General features: G+C 72.1%; 21 protein-coding genes. 11 read left to right on the top strand and 10 right to left on the bottom strand.

The genetic code is table 11. The features are described from left to right. Positions 1 to 134 precede the first annotated feature (134 nt). From ychF to ACQYWQ_RS09780, 4 genes are all read left to right on the top strand, one after another. Positions 135 to 1,241 carry a redox-regulated ATPase YchF gene (gene ychF / locus ACQYWQ_RS09795; RefSeq protein WP_431033828.1) on the top strand — a complete coding sequence of 369 codons (1,107 nt, stop codon included), beginning with the start codon at positions 135 to 137 and terminating at the stop codon, positions 1,239 to 1,241. Continuing rightward, a complete protein-coding gene (locus tag ACQYWQ_RS09790) occupies positions 1,238 to 2,539 on the top strand; it encodes a DNA methyltransferase (protein ID WP_431033827.1) in 1,302 nt (433 codons plus the stop codon). The genes ychF and ACQYWQ_RS09790 overlap by 4 nt, the downstream gene beginning before the upstream one ends. A 2-nt stretch (positions 2,540 to 2,541) precedes the next feature. Beyond that, positions 2,542 to 3,423 (top strand): hypothetical protein, encoded by an 882-nt coding sequence (locus tag ACQYWQ_RS09785; protein WP_431033825.1) that lies wholly within the window; start codon positions 2,542 to 2,544, stop codon positions 3,421 to 3,423. A gap of 232 nt (positions 3,424 to 3,655) precedes the next feature. Further along, positions 3,656 to 3,856 (top strand): hypothetical protein, encoded by a 201-nt coding sequence (locus ACQYWQ_RS09780; RefSeq protein ID WP_431033823.1) that lies wholly within the window; start codon positions 3,656 to 3,658, stop codon positions 3,854 to 3,856. A gap of 250 nt (positions 3,857 to 4,106) precedes the next feature. On the opposite strand, the gene ACQYWQ_RS09775 is transcribed toward ACQYWQ_RS09780, so the two are convergent. The 3 genes from ACQYWQ_RS09775 to ACQYWQ_RS09765 form a co-directional block, all read right to left on the bottom strand. Further along, positions 4,107 to 5,261 (bottom strand): glycoside hydrolase family 88 protein, encoded by a 1,155-nt coding sequence (locus ACQYWQ_RS09775; protein WP_431033822.1) that lies wholly within the window; start codon positions 5,259 to 5,261, stop codon positions 4,107 to 4,109. Between the two features lie 166 nt (positions 5,262 to 5,427). Beyond that, positions 5,428 to 6,648: an alginate lyase family protein gene (locus ACQYWQ_RS09770; protein ID WP_431033820.1), complete on the bottom strand. Its 1,221-nt coding sequence runs from the start codon at positions 6,646 to 6,648 to the stop codon at positions 5,428 to 5,430. Between the two features lie 515 nt (positions 6,649 to 7,163). Next, a complete protein-coding gene (locus ACQYWQ_RS09765) occupies positions 7,164 to 7,559 on the bottom strand; it encodes a DUF5997 family protein (protein ID WP_431033818.1) in 396 nt (131 codons plus the stop codon). A 60-nt stretch (positions 7,560 to 7,619) separates the two neighbouring features. Here ACQYWQ_RS09765 and ACQYWQ_RS09760 point away from each other — a divergent pair, with 60 nt between their 5' ends. Next, positions 7,620 to 8,417, top strand: coding sequence for a LysR family transcriptional regulator substrate-binding protein (locus tag ACQYWQ_RS09760; protein WP_431033816.1), 798 nt, complete (start codon positions 7,620 to 7,622; stop codon positions 8,415 to 8,417). 168 nt (positions 8,418 to 8,585) lie between these two features. Here the strand turns inward: ACQYWQ_RS09760 and ACQYWQ_RS09755 are convergent, their stop codons facing one another. The 3 genes from ACQYWQ_RS09755 to ACQYWQ_RS09745 form a co-directional block, all read right to left on the bottom strand. Beyond that, complete coding sequence (locus tag ACQYWQ_RS09755; protein ID WP_431033815.1) at positions 8,586 to 9,629, bottom strand: WxL protein peptidoglycan domain-containing protein; 1,044 nt, start codon at positions 9,627 to 9,629, stop codon at positions 8,586 to 8,588. A gap of 132 nt (positions 9,630 to 9,761) precedes the next feature. Then, positions 9,762 to 11,741, bottom strand: a complete 1,980-nt coding sequence (locus tag ACQYWQ_RS09750) for a fibronectin type III domain-containing protein (protein WP_431033813.1) — start codon at positions 11,739 to 11,741, stop codon at positions 9,762 to 9,764. 280 nt (positions 11,742 to 12,021) lie between these two features. Next, entirely contained in the window at positions 12,022 to 13,224 is a 1,203-nt protein-coding gene (locus ACQYWQ_RS09745) for a HupE/UreJ family protein (protein WP_431033812.1), read from the bottom strand. 315 nt (positions 13,225 to 13,539) lie between these two features. Between ACQYWQ_RS09745 and ACQYWQ_RS09740 the strand changes: the two genes are divergently transcribed. Then, positions 13,540 to 14,223 carry a hypothetical protein gene (locus ACQYWQ_RS09740; RefSeq protein WP_431033811.1) on the top strand — a complete coding sequence of 228 codons (684 nt, stop codon included), beginning with the start codon at positions 13,540 to 13,542 and terminating at the stop codon, positions 14,221 to 14,223. A gap of 82 nt (positions 14,224 to 14,305) precedes the next feature. On the opposite strand, the gene ACQYWQ_RS09735 is transcribed toward ACQYWQ_RS09740, so the two are convergent. Further along, positions 14,306 to 14,884 (bottom strand): hypothetical protein, encoded by a 579-nt coding sequence (locus tag ACQYWQ_RS09735; protein ID WP_431033809.1) that lies wholly within the window; start codon positions 14,882 to 14,884, stop codon positions 14,306 to 14,308. Positions 14,885 to 15,039: 155 nt separating this feature from the next. On the opposite strand from ACQYWQ_RS09735, the gene ACQYWQ_RS09730 reads away from it, so the two are divergent. Beyond that, on the top strand, positions 15,040 to 15,645 hold the full coding sequence (locus ACQYWQ_RS09730) for a TetR/AcrR family transcriptional regulator (RefSeq protein WP_431033807.1): 606 nt from the start codon (positions 15,040 to 15,042) through the stop codon (positions 15,643 to 15,645). A gap of 354 nt (positions 15,646 to 15,999) precedes the next feature. On the opposite strand, the gene ACQYWQ_RS09725 is transcribed toward ACQYWQ_RS09730, so the two are convergent. Further along, on the bottom strand, positions 16,000 to 16,443 hold the full coding sequence (locus tag ACQYWQ_RS09725) for a MarR family winged helix-turn-helix transcriptional regulator (RefSeq protein ID WP_431033804.1): 444 nt from the start codon (positions 16,441 to 16,443) through the stop codon (positions 16,000 to 16,002). A 205-nt stretch (positions 16,444 to 16,648) separates the two neighbouring features. On the opposite strand from ACQYWQ_RS09725, the gene ACQYWQ_RS09720 reads away from it, so the two are divergent. Then, positions 16,649 to 18,139, top strand: a complete 1,491-nt coding sequence (locus ACQYWQ_RS09720; RefSeq protein ID WP_431033802.1) for an MATE family efflux transporter — start codon at positions 16,649 to 16,651, stop codon at positions 18,137 to 18,139. A 125-nt stretch (positions 18,140 to 18,264) separates the two neighbouring features. Next, positions 18,265 to 20,265, top strand: coding sequence for a serine hydrolase domain-containing protein (locus ACQYWQ_RS09715; RefSeq protein WP_431033800.1), 2,001 nt, complete (start codon positions 18,265 to 18,267; stop codon positions 20,263 to 20,265). A 69-nt stretch (positions 20,266 to 20,334) separates the two neighbouring features. On the opposite strand, the gene sbnB is transcribed toward ACQYWQ_RS09715, so the two are convergent. Continuing rightward, complete coding sequence (gene sbnB / locus ACQYWQ_RS09710) at positions 20,335 to 21,342, bottom strand: 2,3-diaminopropionate biosynthesis protein SbnB (protein WP_431033799.1); 1,008 nt, start codon at positions 21,340 to 21,342, stop codon at positions 20,335 to 20,337. A gap of 113 nt (positions 21,343 to 21,455) precedes the next feature. Further along, positions 21,456 to 23,807, bottom strand: coding sequence for an MMPL family transporter (locus tag ACQYWQ_RS09705; RefSeq protein ID WP_431033798.1), 2,352 nt, complete (start codon positions 23,805 to 23,807; stop codon positions 21,456 to 21,458). Positions 23,808 to 24,136: 329 nt separating this feature from the next. Between ACQYWQ_RS09705 and ACQYWQ_RS09700 the strand changes: the two genes are divergently transcribed. Together ACQYWQ_RS09700 and ACQYWQ_RS09695 are read left to right on the top strand one after the other, a co-directional pair. Continuing rightward, complete coding sequence (locus tag ACQYWQ_RS09700; protein ID WP_431033796.1) at positions 24,137 to 25,111, top strand: ATP-binding cassette domain-containing protein; 975 nt, start codon at positions 24,137 to 24,139, stop codon at positions 25,109 to 25,111. Then, positions 25,108 to 26,130 carry an ABC transporter permease gene (locus ACQYWQ_RS09695; protein ID WP_431033794.1) on the top strand — a complete coding sequence of 341 codons (1,023 nt, stop codon included), beginning with the start codon at positions 25,108 to 25,110 and terminating at the stop codon, positions 26,128 to 26,130. The genes ACQYWQ_RS09700 and ACQYWQ_RS09695 overlap by 4 nt, the downstream gene beginning before the upstream one ends. The last annotated feature ends 9 nt before the right edge of the window (positions 26,131 to 26,139 follow it).

The following is a 26,139-nucleotide window of genomic DNA, read 5'->3' as shown; positions in this document are numbered from 1 at the left end:
CGTGAGAGGCGCACCGGCACCGGCCGGAGGGGCGGGCGGTCACGGTCACAGGGAGCGAAGCGCCACGACTCCGCGGTCCCCGCCGTACCCACCTTCGTACCCACCTTCGGATTCGCGAGCGGACTTAGAGAGTCATGAGCACAAGCATCGGTATCGTCGGCCTGCCCAACGTCGGCAAGTCCACCCTCTTCAACGCCCTGACGAAGAACGACGTGCTGGCGGCGAACTACCCCTTCGCCACGATCGAGCCGAACGTGGGCGTCGTGGGCGTGCCCGACCCGCGGCTGCCGAAGCTCGCGGAGCTGTTCGGCTCGTCCCGCATCCTCCCCGCGACGGTGGACTTCGTGGACATCGCGGGCATCGTGCGCGGCGCGAGCGAGGGCGAGGGCCTGGGCAACAAGTTCCTCGCGAACATCCGCGAGACCGACGCGATCTGCCAGGTGATCCGCGCCTTCAAGGACGACAACGTCGTGCACGTCGACGGCAAGGTCTCCCCGAAGGACGACATCGAGACGATCAACACCGAGCTGATCCTCGCCGACCTCCAGACGGTCGAGAAGGTCCTCCCGCGCCTCGCGAAGGAGGCCAGGATCAAGAAGGACGTGGCCCCCAAGCTCGCGGCGGTCGAGGAGGCGAAGGCCATCCTGGAGGCGGGCGACACGCTCTTCTCGAAGGGCGTCGCGCAGGGCACGGAGAAGGCGGCGCCCCTCCACGACCTGCACCTGCTCACCACCAAGCCCTTCCTCTACGTCTTCAACGTGGACGAGGACGAGCTGACGGACGACACCTTCAAGGCAGAGCAGCGCGCGCTCGTCGCCCCGGCCGAGGCGATCTTCCTCAACGCGAAGCTGGAGGCGGACCTCGCCGAACTCGACGACGAGGAGGCACTCGAACTCCTCCAGTCCGTCGGCCAGGACGAACCGGGCCTCGCGACCCTCGCCCGCGTCGGCTTCGAGACCCTGGGCCTCCAGACCTACCTGACCGCAGGCCCCAAGGAAACCCGCGCCTGGACCATCGACAAGGGCGCCACGGCCCCCCAGGCGGCCGGGGTCATCCACACCGACTTCGAACGCGGCTTCATCAAGGCCGAGATCATCTCCTTCGACGACCTCGTCGCCACCGGCTCCGTGGCCGAGGCCCGCGCGGCGGGCAAGGCCCGCATGGAGGGCAAGGACTACGTGATGCGCGACGGGGACGTGGTGGAGTTCCGCAGCGGACTCGCCTCCGGCGGCAAGAAGTGAGCACGCTCATGGTGCCCTCGTTCACCGAGGCCACTGAGCGTCATCTCCTCGGAGCCGCCGAAGGCGGGTCGAGGAACACCACGACTTTCGCCGACAACATGAAGCTCCCCGTGCACCGGTGGTTCCGCTACAGCGCGGGGTACTCCGCGGAGTGGGCCGGCAGCCTCATGCGGCACTGGGGCGTCGAGCGGGTACTCGACCCGTTCGGCGGCTCGGGTACGACGTGCCTCGCGGCGCAGGAGCAGAAAGTCGAGTCCACCGGCACCGAGGTGCACCCGATGGTCGCACGCATCGCACGGACGAAGCTCCTGTGGACGGAGGACCCTGACGAGCTGCGCGATCGGGTGGGCGATGTGCTGCGCGTCGCGGCGCTGGGTCGCGCGGTCGAGGTGCCGACAGCCCCTCTCATCGCCAAATGCTTCCCGGACACCGAGGCCCTGCACGACCTCCTCCGGATCAGAGACGCCGTGCTGGAGCAGGAGGGGCGTGACAACATCGCGGAACTTCTGTGGCTGGCCTTCGTGTCGATCATCCGGGCTTGCTCCCCGGCGGGTACCGCCCAGTGGCAGTACGTGCTGCCGAACAGGACCAAGAGCCGGGTGGCGGAGCCGAGGAGCGCCTTCGAGGCCGCTGGTGAGCTGTTCGCCTCCGACATGGAGATGCGTCGTTTCCTTGTGGGGGACGAGCCGGCGAGGACCACGGTCCTCCACACCGACGCCCGCACACTCCGTGATGTGGCCGACGAGTGGGCCGACGCCGTGATCACGTCGCCTCCGTACGCCAACAACTACGACTACGCCGACACCCTGCGCCTGGAGCAGATTCTGCTCGGTGAGATCGAGGGCTGGAAGGACCTGAGGCCGCTGCGCGAGGTGCTGCTGCGCTCGGCGACCCAGAACATGGGGCGCTGGAAGGCGGAGGAGGCGCTTGATTCGCCCTTGCTCTCCCCGATCATCGATGAGCTGCGGCCCGTGTACGACGAGCTGGCCGAGGTCCGCAAGGGGCGTGCGGGGAACAAGGCGTACAACGTCATGCTCGCCGGCTACTTCTACGACAACGCCCAGGTCTTCCGGGCCTTGCGGCAGAAGACCAAGCCCGGGGCGAAGGTCTGCTACGTCGTGGGGGACTCCGCGCCGTACGGCGTCCACGCCCCCGTCGAGAAGTGGCTCGGGAAGCTCGCGGTGGACTCGGGCTTCGCCTCGTGGTCCTTCTCGAAGGTGCGGGACCGCAACACCAAGTGGAAAAACCGGAAGCACAGTCACCCTCTGCACGAGGGCTACCTCTGGATCGAAGGCTGAGAATGGCGGATTCCCCGGCCCACGCTCTCGGGCAGATCGCCGGCTACATGATGGAGCAGGCGTTCTTCGAGATGATCCTCCCGGTCGCCAACGAGTTCGACCTGTTCGTCGATCGCCAAGGGCTCCGGCCCGCTCGCGGAAAGAGGAAGAAGGTCACCTGGGTCGACGACCACGACAACAAGCACGACCTGGACTTCGTGCTGGAGCGGGGCGGCTCGCCGGGCACGCTCGGGAGGCCGGCGGCTTTCATCGAGAGCGCGTGGCGGCGCTACACGAAGCACTCGGTCAACAAGGCCGGTGAGATCGCGAACGCGCTCGTCCCCCTGCGCCGGACCTTTCGCTTCGATCGGCCCTTCCTGGGCGCGCTGGTCGCCGGGGAGTGGACGCAGGGCGGCGTCACCCACATGGAGTCTCAGGGCATCAACGTCCTGCACCTGCCGGTGAAGACACTCGTCGACGCGTTCAAGACCGAGGGCATCGACTTCTGGTTCGAGGAGACCACCCCCGCCGCGCACATGGCCGCTCAGGTGGAGCGCTGGTCGTCCATCGGTCCGGCGGGCCAGGAGAACGTCATCAAGGCGCTTCGCGAAAACGCCGGGACGCAGTTCGACGCCTTTGCCACGCGCCTGCGGGACCACCTCTCCCGCAAGGTCCAGAGCGTGATGGTCCTGCCGCTTCACGGTGTCGCGCGAACTGCCGCGAGCGTCGCCGAGGCCCTGACGCTCCTGTCCGGGATGCGGACCGCCAAGCCCTCCCCTGAGGACCTTGAGCTGCTTCGTATCGAGATCCAGGTCCGGTACTCCAACACGGACCGCATCGAAGCATCCTTCAGCTCGCTCGCGGACGCGATCGTGTGGCTGGAGCAGAACTACCTCGGCCAGTAGCCAGACTGGCGCACTCGTCAACGTGCCTTCGCCGGCTTGTTCGTGGTGTCCACCACGTGGTCGAGTTCCGGTTCACCGTGTGGAGGTGGCACACCGTCACATCGCCGGTCCCAGCCGAGTTGGTCGATGGACGCGCGAGCCGCACGTGCGGGCCGGGTGGGGTCCGGCTCCTCGGTGAACTGGGCTGTGCCGCACTCCTGTTGGCAAAGGCGGGCCGTTTGACGCTCCCCGGGTGAGCGCTTGTCACCCGGGGACGCGGGTGCGACCGTACGGCCCCCGGGCGGCGCTGCCGCGCTGCCCGGGGGCCTCCGCCCGCACCCGCGTCCTCAACGCCGACACCTTCACCGCCGCCGCCCTCGCCGCCGTCCTCGTCGACCACGCCCTCCCCACCGCGGCCCGCGACGACCGGCGAAGGGAAGAAGCGCCAAACTGACGTAGCGTTCCGTGACCGGACTCGACGAGCTGCCGGTCGCGCGGCCCCCGCAGGTACGCGACATCGGCCACCCGGCACCTGGCCCGGTCCGGCCGGCTTCCGCGGCGCCGGCCGCACGCCTGCTGAAGGCCGCGGCAGCAGCCACCGGAAGAGACCGGCGACCCCCGAAGGGCGGACGTGGTCGGCCTGGCAGCTCCTGGCGCCTGCCCGCTCGCCTCGCCCACGTACCCCGCTCCCCTCCTCGTTGCGGTCACCTCGTCAGTGATGCCAGTTCCGTGCCTGCCAGGAGGAAGCCGCCCACCGCGAAGTCCGCTGTCGTGTCGTAGGTGACCGGCTGGCTGGAGTCCGGGCGGTCGCCCACGCGCTGGACGTAGCCGAGGGTGCCGTCAGGGTGGACGGCGGTGGAGACGAGGCCGTTCCAGGCGCGGGCTGCCATCGGGAGGTAGGCCGAACGGTCCACCAGACCGCTCGCCACGGCGTATGCCGTGCCGTAGGCGAAGAACGACGTGCCGCTCGACTCGGGGCCGGGGAAGTGGGCCGTGTCCGCGAGGTTCACGTTCCAGAAGCCGTCCGTGCGCTGGAGCGGGGCGAGCGCCGTGATCAGGCGGCGCAGGGTGTCGCGGTACTCGGCGGCGTCCGGGTGGTCGGCCGGGAGTGCTTTGAGCGTCTTGGCGTGTGCGGCGGCCACCCAGCCGTTGCCCCGCGACCACACGACGGGCTTGCCGGAGGGCGAGACGATGCGGCCGGGCAGGAAGTTCTTGTCCCGGTACCACAGGCCTGTGGCCGGAACGTAGAGGCCGGGACCGCCCTCCGCCGTCTTCGTGTGGTGGTAGAGGGCGTGCAGCTTGCGGTGGTAGGCCGCGTCGTCGCGCAGCACCCCGAGGCGCGCGAAGGGCGGCATCGCCATGTGCAGCGCGTCGTCCCACCACCAGTCGTCGTCCTTGCCGACCTGGTCCGTGTACGTCATGCGGTGCAGCGAGTCCTCGATGGCCTGGATCTTCGCCTGCTCGGGTTCCAGCGCGTACAGGTCCAGGTACGCCTGCCCGGCGTTGTGGTCGTCGGCGTGGCGGGTGCTCGTCCCGCCGTTGAGACCGTAGCCGTGCCGCTCCGCCCAGGCGCGCGCGTACGAGAGGTAGCGGGCGTCCTGGGTGAGGGAGTGCAGGGCGAGCAGGCCGGAGTAGAAGGTCGCGTTGGCCCACAGGTTGTCACCCGGGTCGGTGTGCGCGCCGATCCAGTGGTCGGCGACGCGGCGCAGGTCGTCCGTGATCTCTGCGCGGGACGGCAGCACCGGTGAGGGGGCGGCGGCCGGGCGGGCCTGTGCCGGGGCGGCGAAGGTGCCGAGTGCCGTCGCGGCGAGGGCGCCGGCCCCTGCCGAGGTGAGGAAACGTCGTCGGTCCATGCTCATGGGGGTCTCCCGTGCGGTCGGGGTGCGAGTGCCCTGCCGCGCCGGCCCGGGGGAGGAGGGAACCGGCGCGGCAGGGAGGGGGAGCGGGGGCGGGGTGGTGGGGCGCCTCGCCCGGTGGTTGTCGCCCGTCGCCTGGCGGGATGAGGGCCCGGCGCGAACGCCCGGCTCAGTTGGGGTTCTTGGCGTTGGTGAGGGTCTCCCAGGCCACGAAGAGGTTGTTGGAGCCGGCCGGGCGGTTCGCCTCGGTCAGCGCCTGCGTGTTGGCCATCGCCACGCCGTGCAGGGTGTTGAGCGTGTTGAAGCCGACCTCGGTGATCGGGCCGAGCCCGCGCTGGACGGAGCCACCGCACACGTTGCCGGGGACGGCCGCGCCGCGCTCGTACGTCGACTGGAAGCCGAGCGCCTGCCGCAGTCGCTCGCCGACCTGCGGGTACAGGTCCTGGCCCTGGATGCGGGAGGTTTCGAGGACGTGCGAGATCGAGGAGATGCCGTAGCCGGTGTGGGTGAAGTCGCGGCAGGTCTCCTGCGTCATGCCCTCGACGAAGTTGTCGGCGCCGAACCAGAAGTCGACGATCTTGTCCCGGGTGTCGAGGTGCTGGCTCGCGACGGTCTTCGGCAGCGCGCCGTCCGAGGCGAGGTAGACGAAGGCGGGGACGCGCTCCAGGTAGTGGCCGATCGCGCGGTCGTAGCTCGCGTGGTCGTCGAGGAAGACGGAGATGCTGACGGCCGCCTCCAGCATCGTCAGATCCCAGTTGCCCGTGCGGTTGGAGCCGTTGACGACCTGGGGGAGGTAGACGGTGCGGAGCATCGTCGCGAAGCGGCCGGAGTTCGCCCAGTCGCCGTGGACGGTCTTGATGATCTCGGCGGCCTTCGGCCACGAGGAGCCGGACCAGCCCGTCTGGAGGGGCGCGTTGTCGTTGGTGTGGTTCTTGATCGTCGCTGACCAGGCGTCCATGAGCTGGATGGACTTCTGCGCGTAGCGCTCGTCGCCGCTGATGTACCAGGCGAGGGCGTCGGTGTAGGCGGCGATCGCGTCCTCGCGCTCGTCGGTGCAGCCGTTGTTCGGGTTCGACACGGGGCCGCATTCGACGGTGGCGCGCGGCTTCGCGGTACGACTCAGGCTCGCGTAGTCGCTCGCCATCATCTGGTCGTAGGCGCTCTTCCAGGGCTGCGCGCCCGCTTTGACCTTGTCGCGGACGAAGGAGAGCTGGGCGGAGTCGAGGTTGACGCCGGGGTGGGTGAAGACGGCGGGGGACGCGGCGACGGCGGAAGCGGCGTCCGGAGCGGCCGCGGGGGCGGCCGCGGCGGGGGACAGGAGGCTGGCGGCGCTCAGCGCGCCGAGCGCTGCGGCGAGGCCGGCGAAGCGGGAGACGGCTCCGATGCGCATGGGGGTGCCTTTCGGGCTGCGCGATCCTCCGTGCATTCATATACATGAACGTTGGACCGGGTTGTGAACATCTCGGCTCCCGGAACGTAGGACCCGGGTCATGGACGCGTCAAGACTTGTACCGGCAGCGATCGCGACGGAAGTACGGGGCGGGGCGGCGCCTCGGGGAGTACGGGCAACTCCGCGCAGGTCGGCGGAGTGTGACGAGGCCTTGTCGCGGCCGTACCCGGTCGCGGTTCCCGTACGGGACCGGAAGGCGGCGCGGGAGGGGGGAAGGGGGAGCCGTTCAGGAGGTGGTGCACGGCGCCTCGGGGCCGGGCTGCTCCTTTTGCCGCGTCGGGCGCCTGCCCCGGGGGGGGGCTTCCTCCACCGCCCCTTGTCCGCGCGTCGGGCGGGGAGCTGAGGGAGCCCGGGGAACTCACCACCGCGTGTGGGCCTCTCGGCCGTGTACGGAACAGGCGAAGGGCCCGGCCTGCTGGGGCCGGGCCCTTCGGTGGTACGCGGAGCCGAGGGGGCTACGAAGCCTCGCGGGACGCGCGTTCCGCGTTGCGGGTCTTGATGCGGGTGGCTTCGGCGCGGGTTTCGGTGTGGGTGGCGCGTTCGCGGCGGAGCCAGTCGGGGCACTCCTGCTTGAGGGCCTCGATCTGCTCCGTGGTGAGGGGGTCCGTGATGCCGCCGCGGGCGAGGCCGGCGATCGAGATCTCCAGGCGGGCGGCGATCACCGGGCGGGGGTGCGGGCCGTTGCGGCGCAGGGTGCGCAGCCACTCGGGCGGGTCGGCCTGGAGTGCGTTCAGCTCGTCGCGTGAGACGGGGCCCTCCCGGAACTCGGCGGGGGTGGCTTCCAGGTACACACCCAGCTTCTTCGCCGCGGTCGCGGGCTTCATGGTCTGGGTGGTCTTGTGCGACGTCATGCCTCCAGCGTAACGACTGCCCGGCGCGTACGGAGCCACGGCCGCCGGTAGCCTGGGGGCGTGACTGGCTCGGACGCTTCCTCTTCGTTCACGCTCGCCTACGTTCCCGGCGTGACCCCCACGAAGTGGGTGCGGGTCTGGAACGAGCGGTTTCCCGGTGTTCCCCTGAGCCTGACGGCCGTCCCCGCGGGCGAGGCCGAGGGGCTGCTGCGCGCGCGGGGGGCCGACGCCGGGTTCCTCCGGCTGCCCGTGGACCGTACGGACATGAGCGCCATCCCGCTCTACACCGAGGCCACCGTCGTCGTGATCCCGAAGGACCACCTCGTCGCCGTCGCGGACGAGATCACGACCGCGGACCTCGCCGACGAGATCGTGCTGCACCCGCTCGACGACGTACTGGAGTGGGCGGAGCTGCCCGGGCGTCCCGCGCACGAGCGGCCCGCCACGACGGCGGACGCCGTGGAACTCGTGGCGGCGGGGATCGGCGTGCTCGTCGTGCCGCAGTCGCTGGCCCGCCTGCACCACCGCCGCGACCTCACCTACCGCACGGTGACGGACGCGCCCGTCTCGCGGGTGGCGCTCTCCTGGCCCGAGGACGCGACCACCGATCTCGTCGAGCACTTCATCGGCGTCGTCCGCGGCCGTACGGCGAACAGCAGCCGGGGCCCGAAGCCGGCCACCGCGGAGCGGCGGGCGGCGGGCGGGGGCGGCGGCGGCAAGGCCGCCGCCGGCGGCTCCCGTACGGGCAGGAGCGGTACGGCGAAGGGCAAGGGGGCCGCGAAAGGCGGGACCAGGGGCTCGGCGAAGGGCGGCCCGCGCACGGGCGCCAAGCGCGGGAAGCCGCGCAAGCGGACGTAGCCCGCGCAAGCGGACGAGGTGGCTCAAGCGGACGCGGTGCTCAGGCGGCCGCGGTGCTCAGGCGGCCGCGGTGCTCAGGCGGCCGCGGTGCTCAAGCGGACGTGGCGGCTCAGGCACGCGTCGCCCGGGCTGACCGGCGGGCCTGGCGGGCGAGTGGGCCCGTCCCCGTCAGGCCACCTTTTCTCCCCGCTCCCGCAGTTCCCTCTCCACCGCTTCCCTGAGGCGCTGGTCCGCCGTGCGCTTGCGGCGGCGGCGGAGGACGAAGGCGGCCGTGGCGCAGGCCACGACGAGCAGGAGGAGGACGAGGAGGGTCCAGGGGATGGCCGGGGCATGGGTCGTCGCCGTGGTCGGGGGGAGGGGTGCCGTCGAGCCGGAGGCGTCGGTGAGGAGCGGGGTCAGGGTCACCTTCGCCGTGAGGGCGAAGGACGGGGTCACTCCCGTCGCGGGGACCGTGACCTTCCAGCGTTCGCCGGGGAGGAGTTCGGGGGTGGGCTTCGGGGACGCCACGTGCGCGGTGAACCAGCCGAAGGGGCCGTGCAGTGCGATCGCCTGACGCGCCGCGAGGGTCGCGTTGCCCGTGTTGTGGATCGTGTAGGTGACCGTCGCGCCGCCCTTCGCGAAGGGGTCGGCCGTGCCGTCGTACGAGACGTGCGCGTCCTCGACGGCGAGCGCGGGCTTGAGGGCGCCGCTCACCCGGAGTTTCACCTTGATGCCCAGGCGGCGGTCCACGTTGATGCCCTCGGCGTCGTCCGGCTGCTTCAGCGAGGTGAGCAGGCCGCCCACGTAGTCGCCGGGGGTCGCCTCGCGCGGGACCGTCACGGTGAAGGGGATCTCGGCCTTCTTGCCGGGGCGGACGGTGATCTTCGCGGAGTCCGTACGGAGCCAGGCGCCGACGCCCACCGACTTCTTCCCCGCGGGGAGCAGGTCGAGCGTGCCCGTGTCCGTCGTGAAGCCGTCGGACGCGTACACCGTGAGCGTCAGCGGCTTCTTGCCGCGGTTCGCGACGACCATCGCGTCCTCGACGTGGCCGCCGGGGTTCACGCCGTAGCTGTAGCTGGAGCGGTCCGCGCCGTAGGAGTTGGGGGCCGTGCGGACCGTCCAGGTCACGTCCTCGCCCGCCGCGTGCGCGGGGGTCGACACCAGCGCGACGGCGAGGAGGAGGAAGGCGGTGAGGAGGAGGCGGAAGGGGGTGCTGCGCGTCGCGGTGTGCATGTCGGGTCCTGGGGAGGGGTGGAGGAGGAGGGGCGGGCGCCTGGCGGGCGCCCGCCCCGTGGGCGTACGGACTCGGCCGCGTACGTGCGGACTCGGCCGCCTGCGTACGGGCTCAGCCGGTCACGTACGGGCTCAGCTGCTCAGCGCCGTGATCGTCAGCGTCGCGCGGTACGAGCCCTTCGCGGCCGAACCCGGGATCTTGAGGTCCAGGTCGGCGCCGAGCTTGGCCTTGCCCTTGGCGTGGCCCTGCGCGGCGGAGCCGAGGCCGCGCGAGACGGACAGGCCCTTGCCGTTGGTGTCGAAGCCGGAGCCGATCGCGGCACCGGCCTTGGCGCCCGCGCCCTCCTGGAGCACCTTCGGCGTCCAGCCGAGGTTGGAGCCCGAGAAGGTCTTGTCCGCGTCCTTGAAGTCGCCGACGCTCGCGGAGACCGACCAGGGCGCCAGGGTGCGGCGGCTGTCGGTCACGGCGATGGGGTTGATCGTCCCCGCCGCCTCGAAGTGGTCGCCGTCCTTGTCCTTGGCCGTGCCGAGGTCGACGAGGCCGTTGTAGCCGTCGATCGTCCAGCCGAACTCACCGGGCGCCGCCTCGGGCACGTCGACCTGGAGGTCCTGGCCGCCGCCGTGGTGCGGGTGGACGGTGACCTTGTCGACGATCGAGCCGACCGGCTCGCCCTCGCTCGTGTTGGCGCAGGGGACCTGCTTCAGCTCGACGGCCGCGTTGGGCGCCGCGCACGTACCGCTGCGCAGGTTCTCGACGACGAGCTTGTCCTTGCGGACGCCGACCTTGACGTAGCTGCGCACGTGCTCCTGGTTCTGCACGGAGTTGTACCAGTAGCTGTCGGGGTTGAGCGGGTCGGCGCCGTTGCCCGCACCGCTCGTGCCGCTGTTGTCGGGCGCGGTGATGTCGTAGTACTTCGAGCCCGAGGCCGAGTTGGCGGTCACGTAGAGGACGCCGCCGGGGCCCGGGTAGACCTCGTTCTGGCCCGGCTGCTCCTCCGGGTCCGCCTTCTGACCGTTCTTGATCAGGTAGCTGCGGGAGTAGCTGTGGTCGTGGCCCTGGAGGACCAGGTCCACGCCGAGCTTCGAGAAGGCCGTCGGGAAGTCGGTCCTGCGGACCTTGTTGTCGCTGTCCTTGGCGTGCGAGGCGGGCGAGTAGATGGCGTGGTGGTAGACCAGCACCTTCCACTTCGCCTCGGAGCCGTGCTTGTTGATGATGTCGTTGACGTAGGAGAGGTGCGCCTCGTCACCGCCGCCGCCCTGCGAGGTGGCGTAGCTGTTGCTGTTCAGGTCGATGAACAGCGTGTCCTTGTAGACGTACCAGTAGTCGCCGCCCGAGGTGTCGGAGGACGGATTCCCGTTGGAGTAGTACGGGGCCGAGCGGTCCGTGTTCGGCGTGTACAGGTGCTGCTCGTACGCCTTGCCGCCGACGTCGTGGTTGCCGATCGTCGCCGCCCAGGGGTACTGGCGCAGCTTGTCGGGGGCGAGGAAGGCGTTCCACTGCGACTCGTTGTTCGCGCTCTCGACCTGGTCGCCGCCGGAGACGAGGAGTTCCGCGTCCGGGTTGGCGGCGAGGGACACGTTGACGGTGTCCTCCCAGCCGGCCTGGTCCTTGGCGGTGTCGCCCGACGAGCCGATCTGCGGGTCCCCGTAGAAGAGGAAGTCGTAGTCGCCCTCGAAGTCCTGCGTCTTGAAGGAGTACGTGGGCGACCACGAGCCCGCGCTGCCGACGCGGTACGAGTACGCGGTGTGCTCCTGGAGCCCGGTGAGCGTCGCGTGCCGGTTGAAACCGCCGCTCGTCGCGATGTTCGCGGAGCCGCTCGCGTCGAAGACGGCCGCGTCGGCGGGGAACTCGCCGTTCGCGAGCCGCGCGGTCGGGACGAGCTGCACCTGCTGGGCGCTGTCCGTGGTGGTGTACCAGGACACGGTGCGCTGGGTCTCGTTGGCGCCGACGCCCAGGATGATCCCGGTGGGCGAGGCGGCGTCGGCCGCGACGGCGGGCGAGGCGAGCGCGCCGCCGAGCGCCATCGACATGCCCAGGATCGCCGCGGCGGTCCCGGTGGCCACGCGACGCCGCGCAGGCCGGCGGGCCTGCGAGGAGGGTCTGGTGTTCATGGTGTCCGTTTCTCGTGTGGGACGAGTGAAGGTCAACAGCGTCTCGGGGGTGGGTAAATGGGACGCAAACGGAAGGGCGGATGCGGTTGAACCTCGTACAGCTGTACGGGGTGGTTTTTGGCCAGGGGGTGGCTCGGACGTGGCGTGAGGGGCCGTTCGGTCTGCCACGGTCCTGGGCTCGTACGGCCCGCGAGGCCCGTGGCCGGTACGGCTCGTACGGGCCGCAAGGTCCTGGCCGGTACGGCTCGTACGGGCCCCGCCCCCGGTCCCGACGCCCCGCTCAGCCTTCAAGGAGCCGCTGCACGCACCACACGAGGCCCATCGCGGCGACCCCCGCCGAGACCGCGCCCGTCACCCACAGCGCGGCGCGCGGGGCGCGGCGGCGGAGCAGGAGGAGCAGCGGGAAGACGACGGCGATGAGGCCGAGCTGGACCGCCTCGATGCCGACGTTGAAGACGAGCAGCGACCACAGGAGCGTCCACGACCACGCCTCGTGGATGCCGAGCGCGCCGGCGAAACCGAGGCCGTGCACGAGACCGAAGCAGAAGACGACGCCGAGCCGGGTCCAGCCCGTCCTGTCGAGGCCGAGCGGCCCGTCCCCGACGACCTCCTCGTCCCGTGCGGTCCCGCGCGCGAGGCGCCACAGCCAGCCCCCGGCGACGACCGCGATCGACAGCGCGATGACCGGCTCGACGACCCGCGCGGGCACGTCCACCGCGCCGAGCGCGGCGAGCAGGAACGTCACGGAGTGGGCGAGCGTGAAGCTCGTCGCCGCGAGGACGATCTCGCGCGGGCGGCGCGAGCCGACGATGAGCGCGAGCAGGAAGAGGATGTGGTCGATCCCGCCGAGCAGGTGCTCGGCGCCGAGCCTGAAGAACTCCCAGAACCTCTCGTACCAGGCCTGTTCGACGGAGAACGAGGGGTGCGCCGCGTCGAGCGCGGCGCTGCCCGAACGCCCGGCGACGTCGTAGGTCGCGATCGTCTTCGTGCCCTTGACGTAGCCCTCGGCGTCGGGGAAGAGCGTGCCGCGGACCGCGAGCGTGCCTTCGCGGTCCGCGCAGTCCCAGTCGAGCAGGAGGTGCGTGTACGGGACGCCTTCCTGGCGGTCCATCGTGAAGCCGCCGACGCGCGCGGGCGTGCACGCGTCGCCGCCCGACGTGACGGCGAAGCGCCCCGTGACGTAGGCGAGCGCGGTCTTCGCGTGCGCGTCGAGCGCCGCTGCCTGCTCCTTCGCGTCGCCGTCGTCGAAGGCGGCGGTGCCCGCGCGGAAGAGCGCGTCGTCACGGCCGGCGTCGGCGGCGGAGACGACGAACAGGTCGTATTCGAGGGCGAGATCGGTACGTATCCGGCCCTCCTCCTCGCCGCTGACGTGCAGGAAGACGGTGGAGCTGAAGCCGTGCGCGGACGCGGGGCGCGCGGTGGCGAGGAGGGCCAGCACCAGGACCGCGAACGCGGTGAGGGTGCGGCGGATGTGCGGGGACATGGGTCTCCTTCGGTGTCGTCACCGCACGTTTCAGGCCACGTGTGAACGGGTGCCGCCGCGACGGCGAACCTTGGAAGAACAACCGCCCGGGCGAGGCCGCCGGGGCTCCCGCGCGGGGTCCGGGGCGTACGAGGATGAGGGCGCCCCGGGGCGCGTACGGGTCGCGTACGGGGTGGACCGGGGCGAGCCCGGCGGGCGGGGGAGCCCGGCGCGGGTCCGGCGTGGGTCCGGTGCGCCGGGTGCGCCGGGGGAAGTCCGGCGTGGTCCGTGTGGTGCCCCGCCCCGTCTCGTACGTACCTCAGGAGGACGATCGCCGTGCGCCGCACGTCACTTCGCGCACCCCGGGCCGCCGCCGGGCTCGCGCTGCTCGCCGTACTGGCCGCCGGGTGCGGCTCGGGGGACGACTGGTCGGGCCCGCGTGCCGCGCCCACGCCGATGGGCGCGCTCGGCGCCGGGTTCGCGGGGCCCTCGCCCACGCCGACCCCCGAGGCGACCATCACGCCGGAGCCGGGCTCGTGGAAAGCCGTGCGCCCGCCGCGCGGCTACCGCGTCGTGCTGCTCACCGCGGGGGACGACAAGCCCACGAAGACGCTCGTGCGCGCGGTACGGGAGTGGGCGGAGGCGGAGCACGTGTCGCTGCGCACCGTACGGGCCGAGGGGGAGCCCGACCTGCTGCCCGCGATCGGGCGGGCGATGGACCTCGGTCCCGATCTCGTCCTCGCGGTCGGCAACACGCTCGTCGACCCGCTCGCCACCGTGACGCCCCACCACCTCGACCGCCGCTTCCTCGTCGTGGGCGCCGAGTTGGCGGAGCCCACCGAGAACGTGACGGCGGTCGACTGGAGCGGGGCCTCCTTCCGGGGCGAGGGGCTGGGGATGTCCTCGACGTACGACGCGGCCACGTTCACGCCCGCCCGCAGCGCCGCGGCCGTGCGGGCGGGCGTGGCGGCGGTGCTGCACGGGCTGACGGGGATCGTGGTGTGGCTGGACAAGTACTGAGCGGTCGGGGCGGGGCCGACGAGGGGCGGGACCCCGGCGGCGCGGGCGCGGCCGAGGGCCCGGGGTGTGCGCGGGGGGCCGGTCAGGCGCGGGTGGTGGGCCGCTTGATGCGCAGCGCCGAGACGAGGAAGAAGATGCCGCCGAGGAGGGCGTAGCCGGCGAGATTGCCGATCTCCGCGCCGTCCTTGCCCGCCATCGCGAAGAAGGAGGCGCCCGCGAGCGTGGAGATCGCGCCGCTCGCGATCATCGCCCACTGCCCGCCGATACGGCGCCGGAGCGCACCGACGACGAGCTGCACGAGGCCGGCGGTGACGGCCCACGCGCCCCACACCCGCAGAACCGCGGGAATCCCGGACGCCGCCCCGATCGCGAGGCCGATCGCGGTGAGCGTGCTCAGCGCGATGTTCGCGTACAGGCCCCGTACCGGGCCGTTCCCCGCCCGCGCCGAGCGGACGTCGACGACGGCGCACGCCACGTCGAACAGGGGATAGATCACGAGGAGCGTCGCGCTCAGCGGGCCCAGCGAGCTGCCGGCCGAGGCGAAGACGACGGCGGCCCACACGACGGCGAAGGCGAAGCGGACGAGGTAGAGCTTGCGGAGGGCGGCGGGGGCGGTGGCGGGAGCGGGGGCGGGGAGGGTGTGCGTGGCATGCGTGTTCATGGCGTGGGGTGCCTTTCGGGGCGGGGTGGCGGTCGGACCGGGTCGGGCGGATCGACGGTGAGGGAGAACGTTCGGTCTCTTTCTATCCAAGGGGGTCTGGCGCTGAGCTGTCAAGACCGAACGTTCTCCCTCACCCTTTTGGTACGCTCGACCGCATGAGCAGGGGCACAGTGAGCAGGCGGGACGGCGGCGGCACGGCGGGCGGTGCCTCGGAGGCGCGGGCCCGGCTGCTCGACACGGCGACGGGGATCTTCTACGCGGAAGGCATTCACTCGGTCGGTGTGGACCGGATCGTCGCGGAGGCCCGCGTGACCCGGGCGACGCTCTACCGGCATTTCGCGGGCAAGGAGGAACTCGTTCTCGCCTATCTCGCCGGGGCCGACCGGGGGATCAGGGCGCAGGTCGCCGCGGCGAGTGCCGGGGCGGGGAATCCTGTCGAGCGGGTACGGGCCGTCGCCGGGTCGATCGCGGAGAGCATCCGGATGCCGGGTTTCCGCGGGTGCGCCTTTCTCAACGCGGTGGCCGAGTACCCGGACCCCGCGCATCCCATCCACCAGGCGGTGCTGGCGCACCGGCGGTGGTTCCTGGACACCGTCACGGAGCTGCTGGCCGAGGCGGGGTGCCTGCCGGCCGACGAGGCGGGCCGGCACCTCGTGATGCTGCGCGACGGCGCCATGACCGCGGGGTGTCTCGGCGACCCGGAGCGCGTGACGGAGACGTTTCTCCGCGGCGTGGAAGGGCTTCTGCGCGGCGACCTGTGAGGGGTGTCCACGCGGCGGGGGGTCCTTGGCGGGCCGCCGCGTGAGGTGAGGGGCCTGCCGGCCCTGTACTCCACCGCTCTTCACGCCCCGCGCCTGTGGGCTCGCGCCCTGTGGGATCGCGCCCTGCCCTGCGTCTTGGCGCTCCGCCGCCTCTCGTCCCGTCCCCTCTCGTCCCGTCCCCTCTCGTCCCGTCCCCTCTCGTCCCGTCCCCTCTCGTCCCGTCCCCTCTCGTCCCGTCCCCTCGTGGCCTGCGTCTTCGCGTCTCGCGCCTTCGCGCCCCGGCCCCCGCGCCCCGGGCCCCTGTGCCCCGCGCCTTCAGGGCCTCCACTCCCGCCCGCCCCCGCCCCTCTCGCGTCAGCGTGACGGTGGGGGCAGGTGCTCCGTGATGGTCGTGAGGAGGGCGTGGAGGGTCTCGCGCTGCTCCTCGGTCAGGGGGGACAGGACGTCCTCGGCCACGGCGCGCATCGTGGTGTCGAAGCCCGCGATCTGCTCGGTCGCTTCCGGTGTCGCGTAGACGCGTTTGCTGCGCTCGTCGCCCGGTTCCGTACGGCGTTCCACGAGGCCCCGGCGTTCGAGGCCCTTGAGGAGGCTGGAGACGCTCGCCGCGCTCGTGCGGCTCGCCTCGGCGATGTCGCGCTGCATCGCGCCCGGGTGCTGGACCAGGTAGCCGAGGGTGAACGCCTGCTCGTGGCTCAGCTCGCGCTCCCTCATCCAGTCCTCGCCGCCCTTGCGCAGGGCCCAGACGATCCAGCGCATGAGGTCGAGGCTGCCCGTGGGGCCGATGTCCGGTGTCGCCATGACCAGAACCCTAACCGCGAGGATTCGGTTTGGGCTTTGACTGTTAATACTCTAACTGTTAGCTTCCTTGGTGAGGCGTCCGGTGCGTGGCGCCGTGTGCGCCGCAGGTGCCGCACCGCCCCGCGCACCTCTCCCGCGCCCTCCCTCCCGAGCAGCCCCGGCGTCCGCCGCCGCGCGCTCGAAGCTGCCCGAAAGGAGCACCGCCATGACCGCCACCCCCACGGAACCGCCCCCCGCAGAGGCGTTCCCTGCGGAACCGCCCCCCGCGGAAGCTTCCGCCCCGTCCGCGGACGACGCCGTGGGCACCAATCGCTGGTACCTCTCCCGCGCCCCTCTCCTGCGCGCCCTCGTCCACCTCTGCGTGCCGATGGCGGCGGGGACGGCCGTCAGCGCCGTCTACAACGTGATCAACTCCGGCTTCGTCGGCTCCCTGCACAGCACGGCGATGCTCGCCGCGATCACCTTCGGCACTCCGATGCTCGCCCTCGTGCTGGCCTTCGGCGGCGTCTTCGGCGTCGGCGGCGGCGCGCTCGTGTCGCGTCTGCTCGGGGCGGCCGAGCGGGAGCCCGCGAAGGCGGGCGAGATCAGGCACGTCTCCTCGTTCGCGGTGTGGGGCTCGGTGATCGCCGGGGCCGTGATCGGCGGCATCGGGCTCCTGCTCACCGGCCCGATCGTGTCGGTGCTCGGCGCGGACGGGGCCGCGGCGGGGCCGACGAGGCACTACGTCATCGTGATGCTGGCCTTCGTGCCGGTGCTCGCCGCCTCGCTGTGCCTGGAGAACCTCGTACGGGCCGAGGGCGCCGCGCGCCAGGCGATGACGGGGCTGATCCTCTCGACCGTCGGGAACCTGGTCTTCGACGTCCTCTTCATCCTCGTGCTCGACTGGAACGTGGCGGGGGCCGCCGCGGCCGTCGGGCTCGGCAACGCCGTGAGCCTCGCCTACTGGGCCTTCTGGCTCCACCGCAACAGCGAGCACATGAGTCTCTCGCCGCGCTGGTTCACGCTGCGTGCCACCGTGCTCAAGCCGGTCTTCGGCGTCGGCGGCGGACAGCTCCTCCAGGCCGGATTCATGGTCGTCACGAGCCTGCTGCTCAACAACTACGCAGCCCACTACGGCGACGGCCCGCTCGCGGCGATGGGGGTCGCCGTCCGTATCGCGCAGGTGCCCGAGTTCCTGCTCATGGGCGTGACGATCGGGGTGCTCCCGCTGCTCGCCTACGTGTACGGAAAGGGTGACCGCGCCCGCCTGAACGCCTCGCTGCGGGCCTCCGCCACGGCGGTCGGCGTCGTCGGGCTGCTCTTCTTCGCGGCGATCATCGGCTTCCGTGAGCAGGTGCTCAAAATCTTCTCCTCCGATGACTCGGTCCTCGCCTTCGGCACGACGGTGCTGCTCGCCCAGCTCGTCGGCATGATCGGCAACGGCTTCACCGGCCTGCTCACGACGCTCTTCCAGGCGGCGGGCCGTGCGCGCCCTTCCCTGGTGATGGCCTCGGCGCCCGGGGTGCTCTTCATCCCGACCGTGATCCTGGGCAACCACTGGTTCGGCCTGGACGGCGTGATCTGGTCCCTGACGGCGACGGAGGTGATCGTGCTCTTCATCGGCCTGGGCATGTGGCTCGCCTCGCGCGGCGCGATCGACAAGGGCCTGGCGGAGGGGAGCCCCGAGCGGGCGGAGGAGGTCCTGGAGGAGGTCTGAGGTACGGGGTCCCGGGCGGGCGCGCCACCGCGGGCCCGCCCCCCGGGCGGGGGTGTACTCAGGTGCACCCCAAGACGCCTTTCAGGGCCATGTGACCTGCGGGCGCAGCGGAGTTGACTTGCCGTATGACGAATCGACGCAGGTCCGGCCGCATCCTCGCCCTCCTCTCCGCTCCCCTTCTCGGCGCCCTCCTGGTGCTCGGCGGCGGCCCCGCGCAGGCGGCGGCCGGGCACGGGGCCCCCACGGAGGCCGGGGCGCGGAAGGCGGAAGCCCCCGCCGGGGCCGGGGTCCCCGCGAAGGCCGGAGCCCCCGCCGCGGGTGGCTCGCTCGCCGCCGACGTGGACACCCTCGTACGGGGCCAGCTCGCCGCGTACCGCATCCCGGGGGCCGCCGTCGTGATCGTCCAGGACGGGCGGCAGGTGTTCGCGAAGGGGTACGGCTACGCGGACGTCGCCGCGCGGACGCCCGTCGACCCGGAGCGCACCGGCTTCTTCCTCGCCTCGGACGCCAAGCTCCTCACCGCGATCGCCGTGCTCCAGCAGGTCGAGAAGGGGCGGCTCGACCTGGACACCGACGTCAACCGCTACCTGAAGTCCTTCACGATCGCCGACACGTACCCCGGACGCCCCGTCACCCTCCGCGCGTTACTCACGCACACCGCCGGGTTCGACCCCGACATCCTGGGCCAGGCGGTGACCGAGCCCGGCGCCGCACGCCCCCTCGGGGAGAGCCTCGCCGCCCACCAGCCCCGCCGCGTACGCCCGCCCGGCACTGTCGCCAGCTACGACAACTACGGCGTCGCCCTGGCCGGTTACCTCGTCGAGACCGTCACGGGAACGCCCTTCGCGCAGTACGTGGACCGCTCGGTCCTGCGCCCGCTCGGGATGCGGAGCACGAGTTTCGCGCAGCCGCACCCCGCCGCCCTGGACGCGCGCCTCGCGCACGGCTACCGGCCCGGCGGCGACGAGGGGCAGACCGGCGAGAACGGCCAGTACGGCTCCTGGAGCCCCACCGGCGCGGGCACCGTCGGCACCGCCGCCGACATGGGACGGCTGCTGCGCGCCCTGCTCGCCGACGACGGCCGCGTCCTCTCGCCCGCCTCCGTGCGCGCCCTGACGCACCGCCAGTTCGGCAACGACCCGCGCCTGCCCGGCCTCGGCTACCTCCTGGAGGAGCGCGAGCGCGGCGGGCAGCGGATGCTCGTCAAGGACGGCGATCTGCCCGGCTTCCACGGGAACCTCGCGCTGCTCCCCGAGCGCTCCGTGGGCGTGTACGTCGTCTACAACGGCGACGGCACGGACGGCAGCGCCGCCTGGGCCGGTCAGGAAGTGGCCGACCGCGTCGCCGACCACTTCGGCACGGCCCGTACGGTGCGGCAGTCCCGCTCCCACGCGGACGTCGGCCGCTACGCGGGCACGTACCGCTCCACGCGCACCAGTTCCCACGAGCTGACCCGCCTCACCGCGCTGACGGGCGCGGTCACCGTACGGGCGGGGGCGGGCGCCACGCTCGTCACGAGCGGGCCGCTGACCAGGGACCCGGACGCAGGCGAGCTGCGCTGGGTGCAGCTGAGCCCCGGGCTCTTCCAGGAGGAGGGCGGCCAGGACCGTATCGCCTTCAGGGACGGCAGGCTCCTCGTCGCGACGGACGCCTCGGTCGCCTACGAGCGCCTGTCCTGGTACGCGTCGCCCGCGCTGCACACCTGGGCGCTCGTCGCCGCCCTCGCGGTCCTCGTCCTCGCGGTGCTCGCCCTGCCGGTGGGCGCGCTGGTCAGGGGCGTGCGCGGGCGCTCCGCCGGGCGGCCGGCCGGGGCGCGTGTCGCCGGGGCGCTGCTGTGGACGACGGCCGCGCTGTGCACGGCGGCCGCGGCCTGCTTCCTCTTCCTGTCCACCGACTCCAACGCGCTCAACCGGGCCGTGATGGTGAATGACTCGCCGCTCCTGACCGCCGTGCCCCGGCTCCTGACGCTGGCACTCGCGGGTGCCTGCGCCACGGCGGTCTGCGCGGTGCTCGCCTGGCGCAAGGGCTGGTGGCGGCCCGTCGGCAGGATCGGCTACACCCTCGCCGCGCTCGCCGCGCCGGTCTTCGTCGGGGTGTGCGCCGTGTACCGGGTGCTCGGCTGGTAGGGGGCGTACGTGCGAGGGCCCGGACGGGATGCCGTCCGGGCCCTCACACGGTGTGCGGCGCCGCCGCCGTCACCAGCGGGTCGTCTCGCCGAAGAAGTCCGGGATCTCCACGGCCTCGCCCGCCGCGCGGGCCGCGCGCAGCACGTGCAGGCCGACCGCGAGGTCGAGCACGCCGAGCCCGAACGGCGAGAAGATCACCGGCTTGTCCCGCCCCGCGGCCACCTCGCCGTTGATGACCTGGGCGAGCGTGCCGGTCACGAAGTGGCGGTCGCCGTACTTCTGTTCCGCGAGGTGCGGCGACGTATTGGCCTTCAGGCAGTGGTCGACGTCGTCGAGCACGTTGTACGCGCCTTCGATCAGCTCGGGGCCGATGTCCCGCAGCGAGATGTTGAGGACCACCTGCCCGGGCGCGAAGGTGTCCGGGTCGGTGAGGTACGGCTCCGGCGCCGTGGTCGCGAGGACCACGACGTCGGCGCCGGAGAGCGCGGCGTCCAGGGCGGGACCGGTGGTGGCGGCGAGCCCCAGGGCGTCCGTGGCGTGGGCGGCGAGCGCGGCCGCGTACTCCTCGTTCCTGTCGTGCACGCACAGGGAGCCGATGTCCCAGCCGCGGGCCGTGAAGAACTCGACGATGTTGCGCGCGATGATCCCCGCGCCGACGACGGTCAGCTTTCCCGCCGTGCGCCCGCCGGTGAGCGTCTCGGCGGCGAGGACGGCGGACGCCGCGGTGCGGGCCGCGCTGATCTGCGAGGCCTCCAGGCACGCGAAGGGCTGCCCGGTCGTGTAGTCGTTGAGCAGCAGCGCGGCGGAGGCACGCGGGATGCCGCGCTCGATGTTGGCGGGGAAGCTGCTGATCCACTTGATCCCGGAGACGTCCGTGCCGCCGCCGATGTGGGCGGGGAGCGCGATGATGCGCGCGTCGGGCTTGTCGGGGAAGCGCAGGAAGTAGCTGTCGGGATTCACCGTGTCCCCGGCCTCGTGCGTGAGGTAGGTGTCGCGGACGAGGTCCACGATGGCCTGCCGGGAAGAGGCGATCACGGCGCGGGCGGTGGTGCCTCCGATGACGCTGAACTCGTGCATGGCGTGCGGTCCTTGGGGTCGTGAAGGGCGGAAGGGGTACGGGGAGGGGCAGGCGGTGCGCCGCGCCGCGCCCGGCCGGGTGGGGTGCGGGTCCCGGCCGGGTGGCGGCGCGGTCAGCGCCCGGCGCTGACGCGGTCCTCGGGCGCGGCGGTACGGGCGTGGGCACCCCGCCCCGTCGCACCGGCCCCCGTCGCACCGGCCCCCGTCGCACCGGCCCCCGTCGTGCTCGCCCCGGGGGCGGCGGGAGGTGCCGCCTGGGGGAGGGGGGTGCCCTGCGCCGGGAGCGGCGTGGCGGTCTCCTCGCCGTGGCCGAGCTGCGGCAGCCACCTCAGCCAGCGCGGCAGCCACCAGTTGGCGCGGCCGAGCAGCACCATCACGGAGGGCAGCAGCGCGGCCCGTACGAGCGTCGCGTCGAGCAGGACGGCGACGGCGAGGCCCACGCCGAGCTGCTTGAAGTCCTGCATGGACAGCGTCCCGAAGACCGCGAAGACGGCGACCATGATGAGCCCCGCGCTCGTGACGACGCCCGCGGTGGAGCGGATGCCGTGCGCGACGGCCGCGCGGTTGTCGAGACCGCGGCCGTGCGCCTCCTGGATACGCGAGACGACGAAGACGTGGTAGTCCATCGACAGGCCGAAGAGCACCACGAAGACGAAGAGCGGCATCCACGACTCGACCGCGCCGACGGCGGTCGTGCCCACGAGGCCGTCGCCCCAGCCCTTCTGGAAGACGGCGGTCATGACGCCGTAGGCGGCGCCCACGGAGAGCAGGTTGAGGACGATCGAGGTGAGCGCGATGACCAGGGAGCGGAAGCAGAGCAGCATCAGCAGGAAGCTGACGCCCATCACGAAGGCGAAGACGGGCACGATCGACGAGGTGAGCTGGTCGTTGTAGTCGGTCGAGAAGGCCAGGTCGCCGCCGACCGGTGCGGTCGCGCCGGGCGCCTTCGCGAGCGTCGCGGGCACGATGTCGTTCCGCAGCGTCTTGAGGGCGTCCACCGAGGCGGCGTCGCGGCCGTCACCGGCGAGCGGGGCGTTGATGACCGCGATGTTCGCGGCCTTGTGGACGGTCACGTCGATGGGCTTGCGCACCTCGCCCGAGGCCAGGGCGCGCTGCTCGAAGGCGGCGATCGCCGCGGTCGCCTCGGGGGAGGTGATGTCGTCGGTCGTGAAGACGACCTGCGCCGGGGCGGGGGCGCCGGGGAAGACCTTCTCGATGCGCTTCGCGGTCTGCGCCGTGACGTTGTCGGCGGGCAGCAGCTGGTCGGGGCCGAGCTTCTCGGTCTTGATGGAGAGCGCGGGCGAGGCGAGCAGGAGCATCGCGGCGATACCGACGACGGCGAAGAGCGCGGGGGCCTTGAGGACCGCGCCGAGCAGCCTGCCCGGCTTGTCGGAGGCCGTGCGCACGCGGGCCTTGCGGCGCAGCCCGGGGATGCGTCCCGCGCCCACGCGGTCGCCGAGCACCGACATGATGGCGGGAAGCACGGTCATCGAGCCGAGCACCGCGATGAGGACGACCTCGATGGTGGCGATGGCGAAGCCCTCGAAGACGGTGAGCCCGGAGAAGAACATCCCGGCCATCGCGACGGCGACGGTGAGCCCCGAGATGAGCACCGAGCGGCCCGAGGTCGCAGCGGCGACGCGCAGCGCCGTCTCCTTGTCCTGCCCGGCGGCCCGCTCCTCGCGCTCGCGCCGGATGTAGAAGAGGCAGTAGTCGACGCCGACGGCGAGGCCCATGAGCAGCAGCACCGAGTTGGTCATCCCGTCCACGGGGACGAGCTGGCTGGTCAGCGAGAGCAGGCCCATCGCGGCGACGCAGGCGGTCAGCGCGAGCACGAGCGGCAGCACGGCGGCGAGCAGCGCGCCGAAGACGACGAGCAGGATGCCGAGGGCGACGGGGACGGCGGTGAACTCGGCCCGGCTGAAGTCCTCGCCGAGCGAGTCGTTGATGCCCTTGAGGCCGCTCGCGGCGCCGTACTGGCCGTACGTGACGTCCGGGTGGCCCTTGCCGGCCTTGTCGAGCGCGTCGATGACGGGCTGGACGCGGTCGGCGGCGGTGTCCGGGTCGCCCTTGACGGCGAACTGGACGAGCGCGTCGTGCTTGTCCTCGCCGAGCGCGCCGGTCTTGTAGGGATCACCGATGTCCCGCGTGATGCCGGTGTCCCTGACCGCGGTGACCGCGTCGGCGACGGCCCCGCGGAAGGCGGCGCTGTCGGTGGTGAGCGTGTCGCTGTGGACCAGGACCATCTCGGGCGCCGGGGTCTTGATCCCCGCGTCGACGAGGACGCGCGCGGCGCGGCCCGATTCCCCCGTCCCGTAATCGGCCTCGGTCAGGCTTTTCTGACCGGCCATGTTCCCGAGCACCGTGAGCGCGATGACGGCAAGGAGCCATCCGAAAATCGCGGTTTTACGGTGCTGGGCGCTCCATACGCCTAGTGAAGCCGCCAGATTTCGTCGACGTGCCATTGCCTCTCCCGGTGGGAAGTACTTTCTGCATCTTCGGTCGGTGACACCTCGACGGTAAGGGCCGGAGGCGGCCAACGCGGCGCCCCGAGCTGTCAATTGAGTGCCGCTGCAAGGTCCTGCCACCGCCCCTCCAGGGCCACGTCACGGCCTCGCGGTTGCAGCATCCTGCACCGACAGCCTGCGGACATCGCGGGGGCGTCGATTCGGCCCGGGAGCGGGCTAAATTCCTTCAGCACCGGCCACCGTGGCGCAATACAGCGCCTTGCCGAAGCGAAGAATTCACCCACCGAAGATCCTCATCGAAAGCGAAGAAAAAGAAAGGGGGAACCGTGAAGTACTCCATAGAGGCCGAGGGACTGACGAAGAATTACGGCGAGCACAAGGCGCTCGACCACGTGAGCCTCTCCGTCGAGGCCGGCTCGGTGCTCGGCCTGCTCGGCCCCAACGGGGCGGGCAAGACCACCACGGTCCGCACCCTCGCCACGCTCCTCGAACCCGACGGCGGCAGCGCGCGCGTCGCGGGCTACGACATCGTGCGCCGGCGGCGGCAGGTACGGGCCCGTATCGGCCTCGCGGGGCAGTACGCGGCCGTCGACGAACTCCTCACGGGCCGCGAGAACCTGATCCTGCTCGGCAGGCTCCTGCGCCTGGGCCGGGCGGCCGCGACGGCGCGCGCCACCGAACTCCTCACCGACTTCGAGCTGGAGGGCGCCGCCGACAAGCAGGCCAAGGACTACTCGGGCGGGATGCGCCGCCGCCTCGACCTCGCCGTGAGCCTCATCGCCTCGCCCGAAGTCCTCTTCCTCGACGAGCCCACCACCGGCCTCGACCCCGCGAGCAGGGCGACGCTGTGGCGCATGGTCCGCACGCAGGTAGACCAGGGCGTCACCGTGCTGCTCACCACGCAGTACCTGGAGGAGGCCGACGTCCTCGCCGACCGCATCATGGTCGTCGACCGGGGCCGCGTCATCGCCGAGGGCACGTCGGACGAACTCAAGCGCAAGGTCGGCGGCGAACGCCTGGAGGTGAGCTTCGCCGACGACGACGCGCTCGACCGGGCGGGCCGCGTCCTCGCCCCGCTCGCCGTGACCGCGCCGCAACTGGACCAGCGGCAGCGCACCGTCCACGTGCAGCTCCCCGACGGCATGGGCGCGCTCGCCGCCGCCGCGAGCGCCCTGGACAGCGCCGGGGTCAGGGCCGAGGAGTTCGCCCTGCGCCGCCCCTCGCTCGACGACGTCTTCTTCCACCTGACCGGCGACTCCGCCGGCCGGCAGCCCGCGCGGACAGCGGAGGTCTCGCGATGAGTACCGCACTCGACCCGGCCAGGGCCGACCACACGGGCCCCGGCCCCGACGACACCCGCACCACCGACACCGACCCCACAGGCACCGACACCGACCCCACAGGCACCGACACCGACCCCACAGGCACCGGCACCGGCACCCAGAGCCCTGAGCCCGGCAGGAAAGGCTCCGCCCGCCCCGCCGCAGCGACCCAGGACCCCGCCCGCCCCGGCCGTGCGCGCGCCGCCCTCGGCCACATCGGGGACGTCGCCGCGCTCACCGGCCGGCACCTGCGCCACCTGCGCCGTACCCCCGAGAAGATCATCGGTGTCGCGCTCACGCCCGTCGCGATGGTCGTCATCCTCGGCTACCTCTTCGCGACGGTCGTCCAGATCAAGGACTCCGGCAACAGCTACCGCGAATACATCATGGCGGGCGTCTTCGCGCAGGTCGGGCTCTCCTGCATCGGCATCACCGCCATCGGTGTCGCCGGAGACCTCGGCAAGGGCCTCATGGACCGCTTCCGCTCGCTGCCGATGGGGCGCGCCACCGTCCTCGCCAGCCACACCCTCGCCGACCTCGGCGCCGCCGCGCTCAGCATGCTCCTGGTCGCCGTCACCGGGCTCGCCGTCGGCTGGCGCGTGCACGGCTCCTTCGGGGAGGTCCTGCTCGGCTTCGTCCTCCAGCTCGCCTTCGCCTACGCCATGCTCTGGCTCGGCGCGCTGCTCGGCATGATGATGCGCAACGCCGAGGCCATCAGCGGGGTCGCCGCCCTGATGCTCGTCCTCCTCTCGTTCCTGTCCAGCTCCTTCATGCCGCTCACCGGGCTCCCCGGCTGGCTGCGGACGCTCGCCGAGTGGAACCCCGTCAGCGCGGTGTCGGAGGCCTGCCGCCGGCTGTGGGGAAACACCGGAGCCGTCACCTCGGGGAGCTTCCCCGTCACCCACCCGGTGACCGTCTCGCTGATCAGCGTCGGGCTGGTCATCGCCGTTCTCGTACCGCTGAGCCTGCGCGCGTACCGCACGTCGGCCACCCGGTGACTGTGTGCT

The sequence above is a fragment of the Streptomyces sp. P6-2-1 genome (assembly GCF_050613165.1).
Lineage (GTDB): Bacteria > Actinomycetota > Actinomycetes > Streptomycetales > Streptomycetaceae > Streptomyces.
This window is presented reverse-complemented; position numbering and strand designations above follow the sequence as displayed.